General features: G+C 37.5%; 19 protein-coding genes, 1 tRNA gene and 1 pseudogene. 11 read left to right on the top strand and 10 right to left on the bottom strand.

All coding sequences use genetic code 11. From position 1 onward, the window contains the following. Positions 1 to 3 precede the first annotated feature (3 nt). The 3 genes from J2S05_RS04415 to J2S05_RS04405 all read left to right on the top strand — a co-directional run bounded on the left by J2S05_RS04415 (position 4) and on the right by J2S05_RS04405 (position 2,434). The gene (locus J2S05_RS04415; protein ID WP_306980257.1) at positions 4 to 1,074 is read left to right on the top strand and encodes a sulfate/molybdate ABC transporter ATP-binding protein; all 1,071 of its coding nucleotides are present in this window, start codon (positions 4 to 6) and stop codon (positions 1,072 to 1,074) included. A 121-nt stretch (positions 1,075 to 1,195) separates the two neighbouring features. Continuing rightward, positions 1,196 to 1,687 (top strand): hypothetical protein, encoded by a 492-nt coding sequence (locus J2S05_RS04410; protein WP_306980255.1) that lies wholly within the window; start codon positions 1,196 to 1,198, stop codon positions 1,685 to 1,687. A gap of 162 nt (positions 1,688 to 1,849) precedes the next feature. Further along, positions 1,850 to 2,434 carry a DNA-3-methyladenine glycosylase gene (locus J2S05_RS04405; RefSeq protein ID WP_306980253.1) on the top strand — a complete coding sequence of 195 codons (585 nt, stop codon included), beginning with the start codon at positions 1,850 to 1,852 and terminating at the stop codon, positions 2,432 to 2,434. Between the two features lie 425 nt (positions 2,435 to 2,859). Here the strand turns inward: J2S05_RS04405 and J2S05_RS04400 are convergent, their stop codons facing one another. Continuing rightward, complete coding sequence (locus tag J2S05_RS04400) at positions 2,860 to 3,765, bottom strand: diacylglycerol/lipid kinase family protein (RefSeq protein ID WP_306980251.1); 906 nt, start codon at positions 3,763 to 3,765, stop codon at positions 2,860 to 2,862. 187 nt (positions 3,766 to 3,952) lie between these two features. On the opposite strand from J2S05_RS04400, the gene J2S05_RS04395 reads away from it, so the two are divergent. Next, positions 3,953 to 4,936, top strand: a complete 984-nt coding sequence (locus J2S05_RS04395) for an acrylyl-CoA reductase family protein (protein ID WP_306980249.1) — start codon at positions 3,953 to 3,955, stop codon at positions 4,934 to 4,936. Positions 4,937 to 4,999: 63 nt separating this feature from the next. Here the strand turns inward: J2S05_RS04395 and J2S05_RS04390 are convergent, their stop codons facing one another. Beyond that, positions 5,000 to 5,980 carry a C40 family peptidase gene (locus J2S05_RS04390; protein WP_306980247.1) on the bottom strand — a complete coding sequence of 327 codons (981 nt, stop codon included), beginning with the start codon at positions 5,978 to 5,980 and terminating at the stop codon, positions 5,000 to 5,002. Positions 5,981 to 6,459: 479 nt separating this feature from the next. On the opposite strand from J2S05_RS04390, the gene J2S05_RS04385 reads away from it, so the two are divergent. Next, positions 6,460 to 7,248: an SDR family oxidoreductase gene (locus tag J2S05_RS04385; protein ID WP_306980246.1), complete on the top strand. Its 789-nt coding sequence runs from the start codon at positions 6,460 to 6,462 to the stop codon at positions 7,246 to 7,248. A 66-nt stretch (positions 7,249 to 7,314) separates the two neighbouring features. Here J2S05_RS04385 and J2S05_RS04380 read toward each other — a convergent pair whose 3' ends face one another. Continuing rightward, complete coding sequence (locus J2S05_RS04380; protein WP_306980244.1) at positions 7,315 to 9,429, bottom strand: ATP-dependent Clp protease ATP-binding subunit; 2,115 nt, start codon at positions 9,427 to 9,429, stop codon at positions 7,315 to 7,317. Between the two features lie 306 nt (positions 9,430 to 9,735). Here J2S05_RS04380 and J2S05_RS04375 point away from each other — a divergent pair, with 306 nt between their 5' ends. Together J2S05_RS04375 and J2S05_RS04370 are read left to right on the top strand one after the other, a co-directional pair. Then, entirely contained in the window at positions 9,736 to 10,491 is a 756-nt protein-coding gene (locus tag J2S05_RS04375) for an exodeoxyribonuclease III (RefSeq protein ID WP_306980242.1), read from the top strand. A 446-nt stretch (positions 10,492 to 10,937) separates the two neighbouring features. Then, positions 10,938 to 11,010 (top strand) — tRNA-Arg (locus tag J2S05_RS04370). A gap of 143 nt (positions 11,011 to 11,153) precedes the next feature. Here the strand turns inward: J2S05_RS04370 and J2S05_RS04365 are convergent. Together J2S05_RS04365 and J2S05_RS04360 are read right to left on the bottom strand one after the other, a co-directional pair. Next, the gene (locus J2S05_RS04365) at positions 11,154 to 12,008 is read right to left on the bottom strand and encodes a tyrosine-type recombinase/integrase (protein ID WP_306980240.1); all 855 of its coding nucleotides are present in this window, start codon (positions 12,006 to 12,008) and stop codon (positions 11,154 to 11,156) included. Positions 12,009 to 12,017: 9 nt separating this feature from the next. After that, positions 12,018 to 12,230: an Arm DNA-binding domain-containing protein gene (locus tag J2S05_RS04360; protein ID WP_306980238.1), complete on the bottom strand. Its 213-nt coding sequence runs from the start codon at positions 12,228 to 12,230 to the stop codon at positions 12,018 to 12,020. Positions 12,231 to 12,251: 21 nt separating this feature from the next. Between J2S05_RS04360 and J2S05_RS04355 the strand changes: the two genes are divergently transcribed. Next, complete coding sequence (locus tag J2S05_RS04355) at positions 12,252 to 12,671, top strand: peptidoglycan-binding domain-containing protein (protein ID WP_306980236.1); 420 nt, start codon at positions 12,252 to 12,254, stop codon at positions 12,669 to 12,671. Between the two features lie 154 nt (positions 12,672 to 12,825). Here the strand turns inward: J2S05_RS04355 and J2S05_RS04350 are convergent, their stop codons facing one another. Further along, positions 12,826 to 13,512: a hypothetical protein gene (locus tag J2S05_RS04350; protein WP_306980234.1), complete on the bottom strand. Its 687-nt coding sequence runs from the start codon at positions 13,510 to 13,512 to the stop codon at positions 12,826 to 12,828. A gap of 16 nt (positions 13,513 to 13,528) precedes the next feature. Further along, positions 13,529 to 14,518 (bottom strand): DUF6731 family protein, encoded by a 990-nt coding sequence (locus J2S05_RS04345; protein ID WP_306980232.1) that lies wholly within the window; start codon positions 14,516 to 14,518, stop codon positions 13,529 to 13,531. Positions 14,519 to 15,287: 769 nt separating this feature from the next. Between J2S05_RS04345 and J2S05_RS04340 the strand changes: the two genes are divergently transcribed. Further along, positions 15,288 to 15,467: a hypothetical protein gene (locus tag J2S05_RS04340; RefSeq protein ID WP_306980230.1), complete on the top strand. Its 180-nt coding sequence runs from the start codon at positions 15,288 to 15,290 to the stop codon at positions 15,465 to 15,467. A gap of 63 nt (positions 15,468 to 15,530) precedes the next feature. Here J2S05_RS04340 and J2S05_RS04335 read toward each other — a convergent pair. From J2S05_RS04335 to J2S05_RS04325, 3 genes and pseudogenes are all read right to left on the bottom strand, one after another. Further along, a pseudogene (locus tag J2S05_RS04335) lies at positions 15,531 to 15,731 on the bottom strand (YolD-like family protein); the annotation flags it as partial. Further along, on the bottom strand, positions 15,710 to 15,901 hold the full coding sequence (locus J2S05_RS04330) for a hypothetical protein (RefSeq protein WP_306980228.1): 192 nt from the start codon (positions 15,899 to 15,901) through the stop codon (positions 15,710 to 15,712). The pseudogene J2S05_RS04335 and the gene J2S05_RS04330, both read right to left, overlap by 22 nt. 993 nt (positions 15,902 to 16,894) lie before the next feature. Next, positions 16,895 to 17,245 (bottom strand): DUF2606 family protein, encoded by a 351-nt coding sequence (locus tag J2S05_RS04325; RefSeq protein ID WP_306980226.1) that lies wholly within the window; start codon positions 17,243 to 17,245, stop codon positions 16,895 to 16,897. Between the two features lie 426 nt (positions 17,246 to 17,671). On the opposite strand from J2S05_RS04325, the gene J2S05_RS04320 reads away from it, so the two are divergent. Both J2S05_RS04320 and J2S05_RS04315 read left to right on the top strand, forming a co-directional pair. Beyond that, positions 17,672 to 18,262 carry a hypothetical protein gene (locus tag J2S05_RS04320; RefSeq protein ID WP_306980225.1) on the top strand — a complete coding sequence of 197 codons (591 nt, stop codon included), beginning with the start codon at positions 17,672 to 17,674 and terminating at the stop codon, positions 18,260 to 18,262. 56 nt (positions 18,263 to 18,318) lie between these two features. Then, positions 18,319 to 19,350: an LLM class flavin-dependent oxidoreductase gene (locus tag J2S05_RS04315; protein WP_306980224.1), complete on the top strand. Its 1,032-nt coding sequence runs from the start codon at positions 18,319 to 18,321 to the stop codon at positions 19,348 to 19,350. The last annotated feature ends 57 nt before the right edge of the window (positions 19,351 to 19,407 follow it).

The following is a 19,407-nucleotide window of genomic DNA, read 5'->3' as shown; positions in this document are numbered from 1 at the left end:
AGGGTGTCTATTGATATTAATGATGTGTCAAAGTCGTTTGGAGATTTTCAAGCTTTAGAACAAATCAAACTGTCTATCAAAAAAGGAGAATTAATTGCTTTACTTGGACCTTCGGGTTCAGGTAAAACCTCACTATTACGTATCATTGCAGGTCTAGAGAAAGCTTCTGCCGGTTCGATTCATTTTAATGGGGAAGATATGACCAATGTGAATGCAATATCTAGGCAAGTTGGCTTTGTGTTTCAGCATTATGCTTTATTCTCACATATGACTGTAGCTGATAATATTTCGTACGGATTAAGAGTTCGGCCTCGTAACAAACGGCCAAGTAAAAAAGACATTCAACTAAAGGTAGATGAATTGCTAGGTTTAGTGAAATTAGATGGTTTACAAAAACGATACCCATCTCAACTTTCTGGTGGACAAAGACAAAGGGTTGCTCTCGCTAGGGCGCTTGCCGTCCAACCTGAAGTCCTTCTGTTAGATGAACCTTTTGGAGCATTGGATGCTAAAGTACGAAAAGAACTAAGACGTTGGTTACGTAATCTTCATAATCAATTTGATGTAACGAGTATCTTTGTCACACATGATCAAGAAGAAGCAATGGATGTGGCCGATCGAATTGTCGTGATGAATCATGGTCGAATTGAGCAGGTAGGTACACCTGATGAAGTATATGAGAACCCAAATAGTCCTTTTGTATTTGATTTCTTGGGCAACGTGAATTTATTTAAAGGCCGCCTACAGCAAGGGAATTTAAAAACTGGAAATGTATCTCTACGAACAGAAGGCGGGGCTAACCTTGAAAATCAAGATGTTGTAGGATATATTCGCCCTCACCAAATGGAACTTCATCGGACGAGTGTGGAAGGTTCCTTCCCGATCAAAATTGTTCATATTCAGTCTGTAGGTCCCATCGTATTCTTAGAGGCTATTAAACTCGATGAAGAGGAAACGATTGATATTGAATTACCGAAAAGTGAATTTACTGAACTTGGGATTCGGCTTGATGATGTAGTACACAGCAAACCAAAACATGTTCATGTATTTTCTCCAGAAGAATTTAGTATTTAGTAGTAAAGAAAAACGTATGCTGATTCAGCATACGTTTTTTCTATGTTAGTCTTTGCAAAGATTTGTTGATTCATGCTAGAATTTGTAACATACATCACTTATAGAATAGGAGATTTGCTAAATGAAGAGTAAGAAGTTGGTATTGAGTTGTTTAAGCATTCCACTATTTTTAGTAGTTAGTGGATGTGGGTTGTTTGGTAGTAATGAGGCTGCCGGAGATGATTTAGAGTTTTACATGAATGAAACCATCCTACCTATTGAAGATGATGTTTTCGCCGCATGGGACGATTTTTATATCGAAACAGATGAGTTATCAGATGAGGAATTTTATGAGCAATATCAATCTAGTTTAAAACCTGAACTTGATGAGTACTATGAAGAATTTCATGCCATACAACCAGAGACAGAAGAAGTACAAAACCTACATGCGATTTATTTAGAAAGAAATGAAATCTATTGGGAAGCTGGGGAAAAAGAAGTAGAGGGTCATTATCAGGGAGATCAAGATCTGTTAGACGAAGCAGATGAACTGTTTATTGAATTTGAAGAACACACAGAATTTCGTGACGAATTGGAACGGTTAATGGATAAGCATAATATAGAATATGAATAGAAGCCGTTCTAAAAACAGAGTGATTCAGCACTCTGTTTTTTTCGTTTCAGAAAGGGTATATAAGGTTAAAATGAAAAACATAGGAGGAGAGAAAAAGATGATGGAGGTACTGGAGAGTCCAAAATATGTTGGGTATCTTGAGCATCGGGTGGAGGTAAGCGAATGGGAAAAAAACTGAATCAAGCTTTTTACGAGCAGCCGACCCTTATGTTAGCTAAACAACTACTAGGTACTTTACTAGTTCATGAAAGTGACGAGGGAACAACGATTGGTCGAATCGTTGAAACGGAAGCCTATTTGGGAATAGAAGATCAAGCGGCCCACAGTTTTGGAGGACGAAGGACCAAACGAACAGAAATAATGTTTGGTGCTCCAGGGGTTGTCTATACATACGTGATGCATACACATTGCTTGTTTAATATTGTGTCCAATCGAGAGAATGTCCCTGAAGCTGTGCTAATTCGAGCCATAGAACCAGTGCAAGGTGAAGACTTGATGGTAAAGAGAAGAGGCGCAGAGAGACAAGGGCGTGTCCTTACAAATGGTCCTGGTAAGCTGACAAAAGCGATGGGTATCACGATGGCTCATTACGGACAAACCCTTAATGAAGGGTCACTCTATGTAATAGAAGGGGATCTACCATCTGATATATCAGTAGGCAAACGCATTGGCATTGATAACAGTGGAGATGCACGTGATTATCCTTATCGATTTTGGGAGACAGGTAATAGCTATGTTTCAAAGTAAAAGGATGGACACAACAAATCTTGTTAAATAAATTACGAACATTAAAAGATATCGCTAAAGTAGATTTGTTCGCACACCAGTGGAGTCGTCGGTTTCTCCTTCCGCTACTGTTCTGATCAAACAATGACGAACCGAATGTTCCTTCGTAGAAATATTCGTCGTTTTGGTCTGCCTAGATCTTTTTATCCCAAACTTTTCTTCAGTTTTATATTTATAAGAGAACTCCTCACTAAATATCGATCCTTTTTCAGTTACCCCGTTTTCGTGAGCGACAACGGAGAACTAGATCCAGATAACCTACGAACCCTTTTGTTAGAGCAGTTGAATCCAGAATTTCTAGGGTTTTTAATTTTACATAAATAAAAGAACCTAAAAATGATGGTCTGATGACGTCATTTTTAGGTTCTTATTGTGATTAAAGAATTTTATTGTTCACGTAAGTATAGAAATTCAATGGCTTCCTTATGAACTGAGATATCAACGGGTGTTTCCATGTATAGCTCTCCATCTGAGTCAACAAGCTGTGGTTCCGCTGTTTTTAGGCTGAAGGATTTTGTGCGAATGACTTTAATATCCTCAGCAGTTGAGAGCCATTCTTTTGCAGATTCCGAACGAGATTTATTATATACATTTTTTAAAAGAGAGAAGCCGGCCTCTTTTAATATATAGAGATCAATGAATCCATCATTCATGATGTTATCTTCTACAAATAATCCTGCTGTACCAAGATAGTGGCCATTTATAGCTAAGACCATCACTGCTTCACCATCAATCGATTCAGATTCGGTCTGAATGGAATATGAAAAAGAGGAGGGATCTTTAAGAGATTGAAGGGCACTCATAATATAGCCAAGCTTTCCCCATTTTTCTTTTAAATGACCTTCTTTTGCTTGAGATGCTTCTGTAATTAGACCAACCCCGATAAAGTTTGAAAAATAGCGGTCATTAGCAGCACCGATATCAATCTTTTGAGATTCACCTGACTTAATAGCCTCAACCGCTTCTTTGATGGTACGTACTTGAAGAGACCTTGAGAAATCATTACACGTACCGCCGGGAAGAATAGCAACCTTTGGCCGTTCTGTATGATCAACCTTCATTAGTCCATTTATACATTCGTGTACCGTACCATCTCCACCTAAAATTAAAAGTAGATCTGTGTCTGCACCTTTTTCTGCACATATTTTCTCTGCTTCACCTTGCTCGAGTGTTTGAATAAAGGTAAATTGATGAACGAGAGGTAGGAGTTCACCAGCAATATATCCTAGTTGTTCACTAATTTCATCTTGTCCTGCTTTGTTGTTGTATAGTAGAATTGCTTGATTATACATGCTGATCATCCCCTCATATAACTAATACTCTTTCTTACTCTATTATTACCCGAATCCACCGATTTCAAGCTTAGATTGTTTTGAAGTCTCAACAGGAATACGATAATAGTATTATGTAAACTTATAATGTTTATGATTTTATGAATAAGGAAATAGTAGAGATGAAACGTAAGATAGGAGTGTGCATATGAATACATTTAAAGCATTTGTTCTAGAAAATAGTAAACCAGTACAAACAAACATCCAGGAATGGACCGTTGATCAGCTTCCCGAGGGGGAGGTTCTTATTCAAGTTGCTTATTCAAGTGTTAACTATAAGGATGGTTTAGTTGGTCATACAGGGAATTTGGCGGAGTTTACACCACTAGTACCTGGAATTGATTTAGCGGGAACTGTTGTTGAGTCATCTGACCCTAGATACAGTAAAGGAGACGAAGTGATTGCTACCAGTTATCGTATTGGTACGGGGCATCACGGTGGATTTAGCGAAATGGCCAGAATTCCGGCTGATTGGGTTGTAGAAAAACCTGAAGGGTTAACTCTTAGAGAAGCCATGATTTTAGGAACAGCTGGTTTTACAGCGGCTTTATCCGTCATGCAGCTTGAAAAGAATGGACTTGCTCCTGAGCAAGGACCAGTGCTCGTGGTCGGCGCGAGTGGAGGAGTAGGAAGTCTAGCAGTGAATATGCTATCTAATCGAGGCTACCAGGTTACTGCGGGAACTGGCAAAGATCATGAACATGAGTATTTAAAGAAATTAGGGGCGACTGAAATCATTCATCGGGATGAACTCGTTGATAAGGAAAATAAGTCTATACGTAAGTCAAAATGGGCTGGTGCCGTAGATCCAGTTGGTGGTAAAACAACGCAGTACATTTTATCTAGTCTTTCATACGGAGCATCTGTTGCAACAAGTGGCTTAGCTGGGGGCTTAGAAGTGGAGACGGATGTAAGACCATTCATTGGTAGAGGAATAAACTGGCTTGGGATTGATTCTGTCCAATGCCCAATGCCACTAAGAAAACAAGTTTGGCAAAGGTTGGCGAGTGATCTAAAGCCAACATCGTTAGAAGATGAACTAGTAGCCGAAATTGGATTACAGCAATTAGATCAAACATTTTCGGATATATTAGAAGGTAAGGTAAAAGGAAGAGTACTCGTGAAGCTTTAAATAGAAAAAAAAGGAACGAAGGAATCTATCATTCCTTCGTTCCTTTTTTATTAGATGAGTAAATTAGTTAACAGATCCAGCTCCATAATAATGGTTGCTCCAGTATCCGCTGTTTAAGTTACTTTGTTGAACACCGCTGCTGCTCGCGTGAATAAATTGTCCGCCGCCAACATAAATACCAGCGTGAGATACAGTTGGTGCACCGCTATACGTATTCGTGAAGAATACTAGATCACCAGCTTGTAAGTCTGATTTTGATTTGCTAGAAGTAGAATCATACATTCCTTGTGCAGTACGCGCTAGGCTAATTCCTTGTTGATTAAACGCATAGTTGATAAATCCACTGCAATCAAATCCTGCTGGTGTTGTACCGCCCCATTTGTAAGGTGCGCCAACTTGGCTTTGTGCTGCAGCAATAACAGAACCATAGCTTGATGAAACTTGAGTTCCTGCCACTTGTGATTCGTTACTTACTGTCGTGGTTTCAGATGCAGTCGCAGTCGACTCTGAAGCCGTTGCAGTTTCTGTTGAAGTAGATTCTGAAACAGAAGCTGTTTCGCTTTCAGATGATGTATCTGCTGATGCTGTATTTGAACTTGCTGGTGCTGACGATGTAGCTTGTCCACCAAGTGCAGATATTGTTTGACGACCTGCAAGACCATCAACAGCTAAACCATTGTCAGCTTGGAATTCACGAACAGCACTTTCAGTACCAGCTCCAAAAATTCCATCAACACCATTTGTGCTGTAGCCGTGGTCAACTAGTTTTTCTTGTAGGTTTTTAACAGATTCGCCAGATTGACCTTGTTTAAGCGTTGAAGTAGATACGCTTTGTGTTTCTTCTTGAGCTACTGCTGGTTCCGTTTCTGCTTGTTCAGATACAGATTGTTGTACTTCAGCTGCTTTATCCTCTTCCACGACTTTACTCATATCAACATTGGCATACGCACTTGAGTTAGCAGCGATCGTTGCTGCAGAAGCTAGTCCTACTACGAAGCTCGTTTTAATAACAAGCCCTTTAACTTTTCTTTTAGTTGTAAACATATTATGTACCTCCGAATGAATGTTTTTAAACCACTATGTGATAATCTTTTATACTTTCTTTAACAATTACTAACTTAACGTACTTAAATAACAGAGAGATTTTAATGAGATTACAATTTGATTACAATTTGAAAAATGTCGTTTATTTTCGAAAAATAGTGAACGGTAATTAAAAATAAAGCTATCCTTTTCAAAATCATTCAAATTAATTTAAATTCTGATATAAAAGTAATAGGTATAAATGAGTGATGTAGAATGATGAAATTTACGAGTCATTCTTTTAGAATGTATCAGGGTTTCTAAATCTTCTATATAAGAGTATGAATATCTATCAGTAATGATAGAATGTACAATAAATACCCTGTATTATCCAGGTGCAAATTCAGTAAAAGCTTAGTCCTTACAATAAACCGGTCTATCACAATGGTTTGATTATAGGAGTAGTTAGGGTAGATAATACTATCGAATGATAAAGGAGAATGAAAATGGAAGAGACAAAAGGTAATCCAATTGCGATTGTAACGGGTGGTGGTTCTGGTATTGGAAAGCAGTCAGCCATCCAGTTAGCCAAGCAAGGATATCGTGTAGCAGTATTTGAGTTAAATGAGAAAAGTGCGCTCGAAACCGTTGAACAAATCGAAATGGCAGGTGGAAAAGGCCTGGCTGTTGAGGTTGATGTTCAGAAGGAAGAAGAGGTAAAGGCAGCTTTTAAGCAAGTGGAACATGAGTGGGATGATCAAATTACAGCTGTGTTTGCGAATGCAGGAATCAATGGTGTGTTCTCTGCGATCGAACATATGGAAGTAAGTGATTGGGATCAGACGTTACAGATTAATTTAAGAGGGACGTTTCTTACAACAAAATTTGCGATTCCTTATTTGAAGAAACAAGGTGGGAGCATCGTCATTACAAGCTCGATTAATGGAAACCGAAGATACACTGGAGCAGGAATGAGTGCCTATAGTGCTTCAAAAGCAGCTCAGGTAGCATTTATGAAAATGGCAGCAGTAGAGTTAGGGAGATTTAAAATACGCGTAAATGCAATATGTCCTGGAGCCATTGAAACAAACATTGGAGATAACACACACATCCGAGATAATGTGGAGGAGATCCGTACCCATATCGATTACGTAGATGGGGGAATTCCATTAGGTGATCAGGGTCAACCGCAGCAAGTTGCTGATCTCGTTGGGTTCTTATGCTCGGACCACTCATCACATATTTCTGGAACTGAAATTTATGTGGATGGCGCACAATCGTTACTCTAAACTTCTAGAATTAAAAAAACGCTAAGCCGGACATATCCGAGGGCTTAGCGTTTTTTTGTGTTTAGGTTACACTTTTTCTACTATGAGCTTTTCATTTTCGACTTTTACATCCACCGCTTGAAGAGATTCATCATCAATAATAAACTCCGTAATCTCATCCTCAATGGTTTCTTGAATAATGCGACGTAACGGTCTAGCACCAAATGATGGGTGATATCCTAGTTCAGATAATTTGCGTTTCGCCTCATCTGATACTGTCATTTGAATATTTTGAGCATCAAGTCTGCCGCGTAGCTCATCAAGCATCACATCTACAATTGCAACTAAGTGATCTTGAGTAAGTTGATTAAATTCAATGAGACCATCAAAGCGATTCAAAAATTCTGGCTTGAAGTAGTCATTTAAAGCCTCAAGCATACCAAGTGTTTTGCTTTGACCACCATTAAAACCAACGGCGGCTTTTTGAACACCTGCACCCGCATTAGATGTCATGATAATGATCGTATCCTGGAATGAAACCACACGACCTTGACTATCTGTCAAACGGCCATCCTCTAAAATTTGAAGGAAGCTATGCTGTACATCAGGGTGTGCCTTCTCAATCTCATCAAGTAGGATAATGCTGTAAGGTTTACGACGAACCTGTTCAGTTAATTGTCCACCTTCATCATGACCAACATATCCTGGAGGAGAACCAATAAGTTTAGAGACAGAATGTTTCTCCATAAACTCACTCATGTCCAGACGAATCATAGCATCTCGGCTACCAAAGACTTCTGCAGCGAGTGTTTTACTTAACTCCGTTTTACCTACACCAGTTGGACCGATGAACATAAAGCTAATAGGACGATTCGCTGCTTTTAAACCAGCACGGCTTCGTTTAACTGCTTTGGCTACTTTCTCTACAGCTTCTTCTTGGCCAATTACTTGACCTTCAAGACGAGAGGCAAGGTCTTTCATTTTTTGCTGCTCAGCTTTTTGTAGTTTTTGTACTGGAATGCCGGTACGTTTTTCAATAATATCTTGAAGAAGTTCAACTGTCACTTCAAGAGCAGCTCCACCAGCTTTCTCTTTCTGTTCAAGAAGAACGAGTTCTTCTTGACGAAGCAGGGCGGCTTTTTCATAGTCCTCAACTTCAGATGCTTGTTGTTTTTCTGCACGAATCTTCGTTAAGCGTTCTTCAATTTGCTCTTTATCTTGATTCTCATCTGATAAGGAAAGTCGAGAACCAACTTCATCTAAAAGATCAATCGCTTTGTCAGGTAAGAACCGATCCTGAATGTACCGGTCTGACAAGGCAACACTTGCACGAAGTACTTCATCTGAATAAGCGACATGATGATATGACTCATAGATTGGTCGCAGTCCTTGCAAGATTTCAAACGTTTGCTCAAGTGTTGGCTCTTTCACAGTGACCGGCTGGAAGCGGCGCTCAAGCGCAGCATCTTTTTCGATCTGACGGAACTCTTTTAATGTGGTAGCCCCAATCAATTGGAACTTACCACGAGCAAGAGCTGGTTTTAGAATGTTTGAAGCATCCATACTTCCTTCTGCAGAAGCCCCTGCACCAACCATCATGTGAATCTCATCCATAAAGAGAATGACATCTTCTCGTTGCTCAACTTCTTGAATTAGCTTTTGAATATTCTCCTCAAACTGTCCACGATAGCTAGTACCTGCTACAAGTGAGGTAAGGTCTAAGCTGTAAATCTGCTTATCCTTCATTTTAAAAGGAACAGATCCTTCTGCGATGCGACGGGCTAAGCCCTCTGCAATTGCGGTTTTACCGACTCCAGCTTCCCCAATCAAAATAGGGTTGTTTTTAGTGCGACGGCTCAAAACTTGAATCACACGTTCAACTTCATCAGCACGGCCAATGACAGGGTCGATTTGACCATTCTTTGCTTGAGCGGTTAAATTACTTCCGTATTGATCAAGGAAGCCATCGCCTGCATTTTTGTCTTTACGTACTTTTTGTCGTACACCAGATGATGCATTTGATCCTTGTTGGTTTGAAAAATATTGTTTAAACAGATCATCAAATGATCCACCTTGATTATTTAATGGTTGCTGCATCAATTGAAAGCATTCCCCACAAAGGTGTATATCCCGTGCCTGATTATTAATCATTAATTTCACATCTACTGCTGCCTCATTTTGCTGACAATGTTGACATTTCATGTATACATTCCTCCTAAGTAAGGTTAAAAATAGAATTTGATTAACTTTGACCTTTGATCTAAAAATAAAAGATCAAAGGATCTGACTAAGTCTGACCTTAATCTTAAAACGTAAGCAACTCATCGTCAAATGAACTGCCTGTGTGTTTTTTGATTATAACCGTATTATACCTGACCATTTCTGACCTTTCAAGTTTTTTGCTCAAAGAACTCAAAAATCAAAAGGTAGACCAAGTAGGTTTTGTTTATTATGATGGAGTAGTTGAAAAACATCAAATGATTAGCTTGAAGCGTTATGGGGGAAAGTATGAAATTTATATCATGGAACGTAAATGGTATTCGTGCCTGCGTCAAAAAAGGATTTTTAGATTATTTTCATGAGGAGGAAGCAGACTTTTTCTGCTTACAAGAAACAAAGCTACAAGCCGGACAAATTGAACTTGATTTAAAAGGCTATCATCAATATTGGAACTATGCAGAGAAAAAAGGGTACTCCGGAACAGCTATCTTCACAAAAAAAGAACCTCTTGCGGTTACCTACGGACTAGGCGAAGAAATTGAAGATCTTGAAGGTCGTGTCATTACATTAGAGTATGAAGAATTTCACCTCATCACAATGTACACACCGAATGCTAAAAGAGATCTCACGCGTCTCGGCTACCGCATGCTTTGGGAAGAGGCAGCGCGTCGGTATATAAGCCAACTTGAAGAGAGCAAGCCCGTTATTTTATGTGGAGACTTAAATGTAGCTCACCAACCAAATGATGTCCGCAATGACCGTGCAAACATAGGGAACGCTGGATTCACCGATCAGGAACGCGGGAAATTCAACCGACTTTTAGATGCCGGTTACTTAGATTCTTTCCGCTACTTTTATCCAGACCACGATGACGCCTTTACATGGTGGTCGTATATGGCTAAGGTCCGTGAACGAAATATCGGCTGGCGTATTGACTACTTTATTGTCTCTAAGCAATTGGAAGAAAAGATAAAGGATGCAGGAATTGACTCACATATCTACGGTAGTGATCATTGTCCGGTGAAGCTGGAGCTTGAGATTTAGAGTTTAATTAGAAGAGGGAGTGGGCAGCTGATGTTGTCTGCTTCTTTTGTGTTTAGTGGGGAGAGGAGGGGGCTTGGTAAATGATTATCCCTCTTTGAGAAGCCCAGATCTTTCTTGATTGCTGTACTTGATCATATTTTCATCTAGGAAGTATTAAGTAGTCAGCTTCATATCATCGATGTTCTTGCTAAATGTAGTTTTTTATTGGCAAAGTCAAGAGAGCTCTTAGTAGTGAGTCCTTCATCTTGGTAAAAGCTGATCTATCTTTATAAAAGGTGGATCTCTCTTTATGAAGGATTCTTGCGCTTGATAAACTCTTGAATTGGCTTGGTAAACAGGCGCTTCCTCTTGATATCATTACAGTTCACGAATCGTTATATTATAAAAGTCACAAATCTTGCTAAATCCTTAATCATTCAATAATATAGATTATGCAATAAAAATCAGCCCTAGTAGCACAGCGGATAGTGCACTGGTTTCCTAAACCATAGGTCGGGAGTTCGAGTCTCTCCTAGGGCATAACTAGGTTTAAGTAAGCATCGATAATAAAACTGCATTTCCTTAGTTTTATTGCTATATTAAGGTTTCTCAAGAAGTGTATTTAAAAAACGTTAAGATGAGAAACGAGTAAAAAAAAGATTTATTATACACATTTTATACACCTAGCTAGCCATTACTTCGAAAATTTCAACTGTTTTTTCTTCATCTTCTTGTCTTAATTCTTTCAAAATATGAGCATAAGTTTTTGATGTCATTTCTGTATCTGTATGTCCAAGTCTTTCTGCAACATAAAGTAGCGATACTTTTTTATAGAGTAATACACTTGCATGTGTGTGTCTTAAACCATGCATCGTAATAAGGTTCTCTATAGAAAGCGAATTGAGCAGTTTTCGAAGAACTTTATTAGCGTAGGAATTGCTGATAACTTTATACTTAGATGAAGAGCTAAAAAATACGAGTTGATGAATGTTCTCGGGTGTTTCCTTAAATAGCTTCTTAAAAGCTTGCATTACGTGCTTAGCAACTCTTATAACTCTATTTGATTTTTCGTTTTTAGTTGGCCCAAAGCCATTGTGCATTCTAGTCAGATACCCCCATGTTTTATTTATTGAAATTGTACTTTTGAAAAAATTAAAATCCTCTCTTTTTAAACCTATAATTTCACCAAACCTCATTCCGGTTGTTAGACCTAAAAGTAAAATATAATAGACTTTTCCTTGATGGAGATTAGCGTTAATTTCTTTTAATAGCTGTTTACTTTCATCGTAATGAAGATGTTTCTCTTCTTGGAATTTTTCGTTCTTACCCGTCACTATAATTTTATTTGTAAAGTCACTTTGAATAACTCCTTCTTCTATAGCTTCTCTTACACAAGTTCGGATATGTCCATTTAGTTTTTTTGCACTTGCTTTTGAAAATTTTGCACCATATTCATTTAGAAAAATCTGATATTCTCTTTTTTTGATGTGCTGAATTGGTTTATTGCCAAACTGACTTTTTATAATACTTAAGGTCAATTCATATCATTACAATGTATTGTCAGTAATATTAGGTCTATACGTTATGTACCAAGATTCAAAGTAGTTATCAAAAGGCTCTAATGTCAAATGAGGGTTGATACCTCTCCTGAGTTGAGTTTCGATTTCAGCTGCTGCAGATAGTGCTTCTTTTTTAGTCCTGAAGCCTCCTTTTCTAATGGGCTTGTCGAAAAGAAAGTACTCTTTTTTTAAATCGTTCAAACTGAGACAAAAGGTGAACAGGTGACGGCACCAGCACCTTCTATTTCAACACCAACTGGATCACCAGCTATCAGAGCAGCACAATCGTTCTTAAATAGCCGTGACTATCCAACAAAGGCAAACTTCAAGCCACTTGTTGTAGATGGTGTCTCTGGACCACTTACAGAAACAGCTCTAATCAAAGTGTATCAATACTTTGCTGGAGTCAATACGGATGGCAAGTTTGGACCTATTAGTAAACGAGCTGCCAACACATTGCGTCGCGGATCTACGCATCAATGGTGGGTGCGTCTGTTACAATCAGCGCTTAATGCTAATGGCTATAAGCTTGCGGTTGATGGTGATTTTGGGGTAGGTACTGAAAAGGCTGTACGTGATTTCCAATCATCTCGCAGGATCACCTCTGATGGAATTGCAGGAGCGAATACATGGGAGCAGTAATTAAAATAAATAAAAAACTCTGCTTTTCATTCATTTGCATAGTACAGAACACTATATTCAGAAACTAAAAGAAACTAACCATCAACATATCGTAGGTGGTTAGCTTCTTTTAATCATTAATAATACTTTTTCAGTGCCCTCAGGTTGAAGGGGCCTATTTTTTATCATGTTGCTTATCAATTTCTTGTTGCTTTTTTAATAAATTATTATAGATCATAGCTTTTTCATTTTGTTTTTTTGTTTTTTGTTCTTCGAGAAAAATCTTTAATTCGTTAAATATATAGTCTTGATTCTTTTTTTCTACTTTTGCCTCTTCAATACTGTTATAGTATTTTTTAACGTCTTTATTAAAGATTATATAGATAATTGTGCCAAACCTTAATGCACCTAAAAGCATATAAATAAGAAGTAATAAACCGAATAAGTTTATTATCCAATGCTCTAATATTTCAATTATAAATAATGAATATAATAAATATAAAAAAGAGCCAATAAAAGCATTTCTAATAAAGATAATAAGTTTTTCGAAATTTTCCTTAGTTAAAATTGAGAAACTAGAATCTACTTTAAGACTACCTAAAAGAGTAAAGATGGTGAAGTAAATACCGATAAAAACAGCAGCTAAAGTAATTAATGTACCATCTTTATTATTTAGAGTAGAAGCAAGTGTTTTAATAAAGAATTCATCAAACTTATTAGAGCCGTAATTTGAAGTAGTAATCAACAAAATTTTATTAATGGTTAGAAGAAAGAGGATGGCACTGTTAGAGATGAAAATAATATACTTTTCTAAAAAATTGTATATCCTATCTTTTAAATTATCATCTTTTTCGTTATCCATGCCATCCACCTCAATTTTATTTATTAGGTTCTTCGTTTTTTTCAGTTTCTACTTCATATGGAGTAATTACTAGGTCGGGCAACTCTGCTGAAATAAGCTGATAAGATCGCGCATTATTTTCACCAATTCTTCCATTTTCATAAAAGTCAATCTCTATACCATCTGAAATAGCCTCCCAAGAGTCACCATCTACTGAGACCTCATTCTTAAGAACAGCTGAGTTTTTAAGATTAAGTTCATGAACCTTTTTCAGTTTCTCACTAAAATATTTTACTTTTATTGAAACATATAAATCAGATTCTAAATCTAAAGATGCGAGAAGTTTTTTAGCTTCATCAGGATTGATTAAATTACTTCTTTTTCTTCCGTTTCCGAAATAAATGCTTGCTATATTACCACCTAGATTTTCTTGAGCATCTTTAACACTGCCTAAGACATCGGCAGAAATCGAGCGAGGTTGTGTCTTAGAAATATCATATATATTCTTACTTTCGGAAACTGATACATCCATTTTTATATCAATAAATTTAAATTCATTTGAATTAAAAACATCATCTAAACCAACTGGTGCAGGAATTTCAATTATCTCGACTCCCCAATTGTTAATGTGGTCTGAAGGGAGGAAGCGGTTAAGATAATACTCGAATTGTTTTATTTTAGCTCCATAGTGATTATACTGCATAATTAAGAGTTTGTTAGTGTTCTGATAAAAGAAAGTAGTGTACTCTAAAACATCATCTTCAATATCATCAATTCTATTACTTCTTTTTTCGCCAACTTTAGGCTTTCTTTCTCTATAATCTGCAAATACTGTTGAAACATCATTGATATCTTTCAGATTATTTTCAGGTAATTTAGCTCTTAATAGAGAGTATTCTCCGTATCTAGTTACTTTGAACTTTTCTCCAGCATCAAGAATTACTACCTTCATAAGTAAATCAGAGAACGGAATATTGGTTTTCTCTCCATTCAAAGTAATGAAAGCATTATAATAATAAAAATTCACATTAAAGCACTCCTTTTGTATTGGGTAATTTGTTCTAACAAATACCAATATACAGCATTTCGAAAAAGTGATGTGAATTTCGACAATAATAGACAAAATAATCTAAGATTTGTTTCGGGAACATGTGTTCTTATTTTCATTATATAGTATTTAATTTTTAAAACAAGCCCTACCTTAATCAGTAGGGCTTGTTTTTATTTCTTCGTAGCGCTTATCCATTAGTTGCTCTAGCTCTTGGAGATCTTCCAGTGTGGCTTGATTACGGATAAAGCTACGAGCAGTAGAGCGGTTACGTTGATACCTGGCTTTCTCTCTGTTTTTCACCTGCCAACGTTTGTTTCGTTCTGTCCGACTGGGTGGTTTATTTTTTTCCAGAGGGGGTTATATTTATTTTATGTCTTAAAACAATACCGGTTGTATTAAGCACATAATCATAAACCCCTCTATTTGGAAGGGCTTTTTTGTATTATTTTTTTGGAAGTGCACATAATAAAACTGCCACTAAAAGGAGGTGGTCAAATGAATGAAGAATTAGTAATCGTTGTAATTCAATTATTATTACAACTGTTCAACTTCATCTATTAAAAATAAGACCTGATCGCTACTACTTAGGATTAGGGGCCGCCAAATAAGTAAATAAAATATTGAAACAACGGCGGCGGTCACCGTTAATATAAAAATATAAAATAAATATACATTAATTATTCTTTAGAAAACTGTCGAAGGATATCTAATCATAATAAAGAACCTCTTATATAGGAGGTGCTACATGCCATACAAATCCCAAACCTATGTAGACTTAGAAAACATCAACCACACACTCATCCATCGCCACAACCTCAAAGAGTACAACTACACTCTCAACGCAAAAGAAGTGCTTCAGCATCATTCACAGCATTACAAACCAGCTAACACTCCGATTACTAAAACACTCTATACTTATCCGTAATAAGGTAGCTCACTTTGCCAGTCACAAAACATGAACATAGTAATATCGCAAAACTGCTCATCATCATAAAATTACAACACTCCGAAGACAGTCAACTTCAATGTAAACATACTCACCATCATCAGTCTCAAGCTTAATTTGTTTTTGGTCTTTGCTCACATTCGCAATTATCCCAACAGCATCATTGTAAGCCCAATCATCCCAGTAGTTAATGACGACATTATGTGTGTGGTTCAACGCATTTATAACAACGTAACCGATCTCCTGTAACTCATCAGGATCAAGATCGTGCTTCTCACAACGTTTGTCTCGTTCGTTTGACTTCTTATCTCTTTTTTATGTTCCGGCAACATCATTCTGCTACCTTCCCACAATAAATTCCCACGCCGCAGAAACATCTCTTGCTCTTCTTTTAATCTATCCATTTGATGCATAATAAACCTCCTAATAAAAGATAGTATGTTTATTATGTACAAATGTATGTTCGTATTACAATGGCGGTTTTTAACATTTATTTTAGAAGTTATATTAAAGGGGAGTGATTTATATGTTCGAGGTCTAAATTGATAAGGTAGAAGCTAAGAAATTATATCTTGAGCAGTTAGAAGAGCGAATGAAGCAGATCGAATCAGATTTAGTATTTTGAGATCGTAAAGAGTTAGAAAGACGCACTTGCATGTGCTGGACTACTATCCAAAAAGAATTTCTCTATGAATCTGGATTCCCAAAATTCAAGATAGGATCAAAGTGGTATTTTCCTGCAGACGAAACGAAGAAGTTTTTGATTAAATGGATAAAGAGCAAGAGCTATTAATTTTGAAAAAAGGATACCCATTATTTTTGTAAAGGGCTATCCTTTTCACAAAGTTTTTATGACATATATTTTTACGCAAATTATACACATATTTATTATAAAAGCCTTTTGAAACAAGTACATTGAGTTGTTAATAGAGTCTCTCCTAGGGCATAATGTAGCATAGTTTGAACCCTCCCATATGGAGGGTTTTCATATGAATGAACAAAAAATAATAACAGGGAAAATCCCCTAAAAAGTAGTTTCATTATGGTAGAAAAACAGATTCTTATTAATTTTCACATCAATATAAAACACGGATGTAACATTTACATTGTAAACTCCAATAAAGTTAGTATTTCTAACTATGCACTATTATCTATAAACAAAAGATAATGCGTGCATTAACTAAGATTGGATGACTTTCTCGTGAAACTTAAAACATGGTTTAAGTGTAAATTTCAAAAGAAGCATAGGTATAGTTATTATACGGATGAGTGTATTGTCTGTGGTAAAAGAGAAAAGATTAGTAACTAAGCTCTCCTGTTGGAGGGCTTTAAATTATTCTTTTTTAAAATAAATTTAGACTAAGGAATTATGAAAACATATGGTGCTCAACCTATGAGTCTAAGTTTTATTTATTTAAATATAAATCAATCACTATCGTTTCTCCCTCGTCATGCTCATCGATACTAAAAGATCTATTATAGTATTCTAATCTATAGGTTCGTACTTCTAATTCCTTTGCATAAATCATGCCTTCGCTATCCGTTGTTCCAAGAAATACTCCGATCTCTCGACTTTCATCCCTTATATCATTATCCATAGGAATCTCAAGAAATGGAACAGGATCACCATCTTGATCAATGACCTTAAATGTTACATTGGAGACGAGTGAAACTTTTTGAGAGCTCTCTTTGTTTTCACAACCGAAAATAAATAATAGAAACAACATAGGTAGTAAAAGACGTTTCGCTGATACCAATGTAGAATCCTCCTCTTTTTTTCTATATATCCTATAATGTACCAGGTCAGGGTCGGAAGTTCGCTTTTTACAGTAACTTATTAATTTCTTTAAGATGAGCTGTTAGCAAGAGCGATCGATTGTGCATTCAGACGGACTAGGATTTGGTAAGAGGAAGGAGCCTTTAGCAAGAGATATCGATGTCATGTCCAGACGAATTAAGATTTAGTAAGAGGAGGGGACTGTTAGCAAGAGCTTTAATCCATTTATTCAGAGGTTAACCGAATTTACCAAGATGGAAAAAACATAGAACTTAATCCCTCTCTTAAAATCCCTTTACATAGCCCGTAAAACATCTCTACTTACCATGTTTTACACAGCTTCACCTCAAATAGTATAATAATCAACGTATTTAACTAGTACGGTTCAATAGAAAGAGGCGGTAACATGAATTTAGTGTGGTATGTAAGTTACGGATCCAATTTAATGGAGGAACGTTTTCATTGTTATATTAAAGGTGGCGTTCCAATCGGTTCTAAACAAGCGGAGAGAGGCTGTCGGGATGCGACACTTCCGCGTGATAATCGTGGCTGCACTCTGCCATACCCTTTGTACTTCGCAAAGGATGAGAGTAAGTGGGGGAAAGGCGGCGTTGCGTTTATTGGTCATGATCAGGATACGCGTGAGCAAACGATTGCGCGTCAATATTTGATTACATTTGAGCAATTTGTTGATGTGGTGGAGCAGGAGAATCAAGCGGATGCGTCTGGTTTATCGTTTGATGAATTAATTGAAAAGGGCTCGGTTACGTTAGATGATGGATGGTATGGTCGAGTTGTATATCTTGGTATGGATGAGGGGTATCCTAAAGTGACATTTACAAATCCAAACAACGTAGGAACGGATCCATTTTCGCCTCCTGCAAAACCCTATATAGAGACGATTGCTAAGGGAATAGCTGAGTTATCTTATTCGAATGAAGAGATTACTACGTACCTTAATCGTCGGAGTGGATTCAACTCACAGGCAGAAAAATAGACATTGCACTTCCTTACTCTTTACAATAGGTGCATGTATTGGATTGAGAAAGGTAGATGACAAACATGGAATTAACACATAAACAAACAAAACGCTTTAAGGACACACCACTTTCTGTACTTGATTTGGCTCCGATTACACAAGGGTCAAATGCGTCAGAAACATTTAAACGAAGCTTAGATCTTGCTCAAAAGGCTGATGATTGGGGATTTAATCGCTATTGGTTAGCTGAGCATCATAATATGCCAGGCATTGGATCGTCCGCTACGTCGATTATTATTAATCATATTGCACAGGGAACAAAACATATTCGTGTCGGTTCAGGCGGTATCATGCTTCCTAACCACGCACCGCTCATGATTGCGGAGCAATTTGGGACACTTGATGCTCTTCACCCAGGGAGAATTGATCTTGGTCTTGGTCGCGCACCAGGAAGTGATCAATTGACGGCTCGAGCTCTGCGTCGGACATTATTTAGTAATGGTGATGATTTTCCTGATTTAGTTGAAGAGCTGGAAGCCTATTTGAGTGAAGAAGCTTCTACAGGCGTTAAGGCGTACCCAGGAGTAGGACAGGATGTACCGATCTGGCTCCTTGGTTCGAGTGGCTTTAGTGCTAGACTTGCGGCTCAAAGGGGTCTTCCATTTTCATTTGCATCGCATTTTGCTCCTGATTATATGCATCAGGCGATTGATTTGTATCGTAGTCGGTTTGAGCCATCTGAAACGTTATCTAAACCACACATTATGCTTGGTGTTAGTTTAGTAGCAGCTGACACAGATGAGGAAGCAGAGTATTTATCAACCTCACGTAAGCAGCAAATGCTTGATCTAATGCGTGGCAAACCAGGTCAATTCAAACCACCGGTTAAGAATCTAGCTGATCATTATGCACCAGGTGAGATTGCTGCACTTGAGCGCAATCGAGGAGCAAGCTCCTATATGACAGGCTCTCCAGAAACAATTAAGCAACAGTTGGGTGCCTTTATAGATGAAACGAAGGCAGATGAAGTGATTATTTCATCGGATGCTTTTGACAACGATGCGCGTGTACGTTCACATGAAATTGTAGCAGAGTTGTTAACTTGAAAATGAGTAGCTGCTCGTTCAGAGCGGGATAAAAAACGAAAGCCATGGCCAATTTGT

Origin of the sequence: Alkalicoccobacillus murimartini (assembly GCF_030813245.1) — a bacterium.
Classification (GTDB): Bacteria; Bacillota; Bacilli; order Bacillales; family Bacillaceae_D; genus Alkalicoccobacillus; species Alkalicoccobacillus murimartini.
The sequence above is the reverse complement of the archived record's forward strand: the minus strand, read 5'-3'. Positions and strand labels throughout refer to the sequence as shown.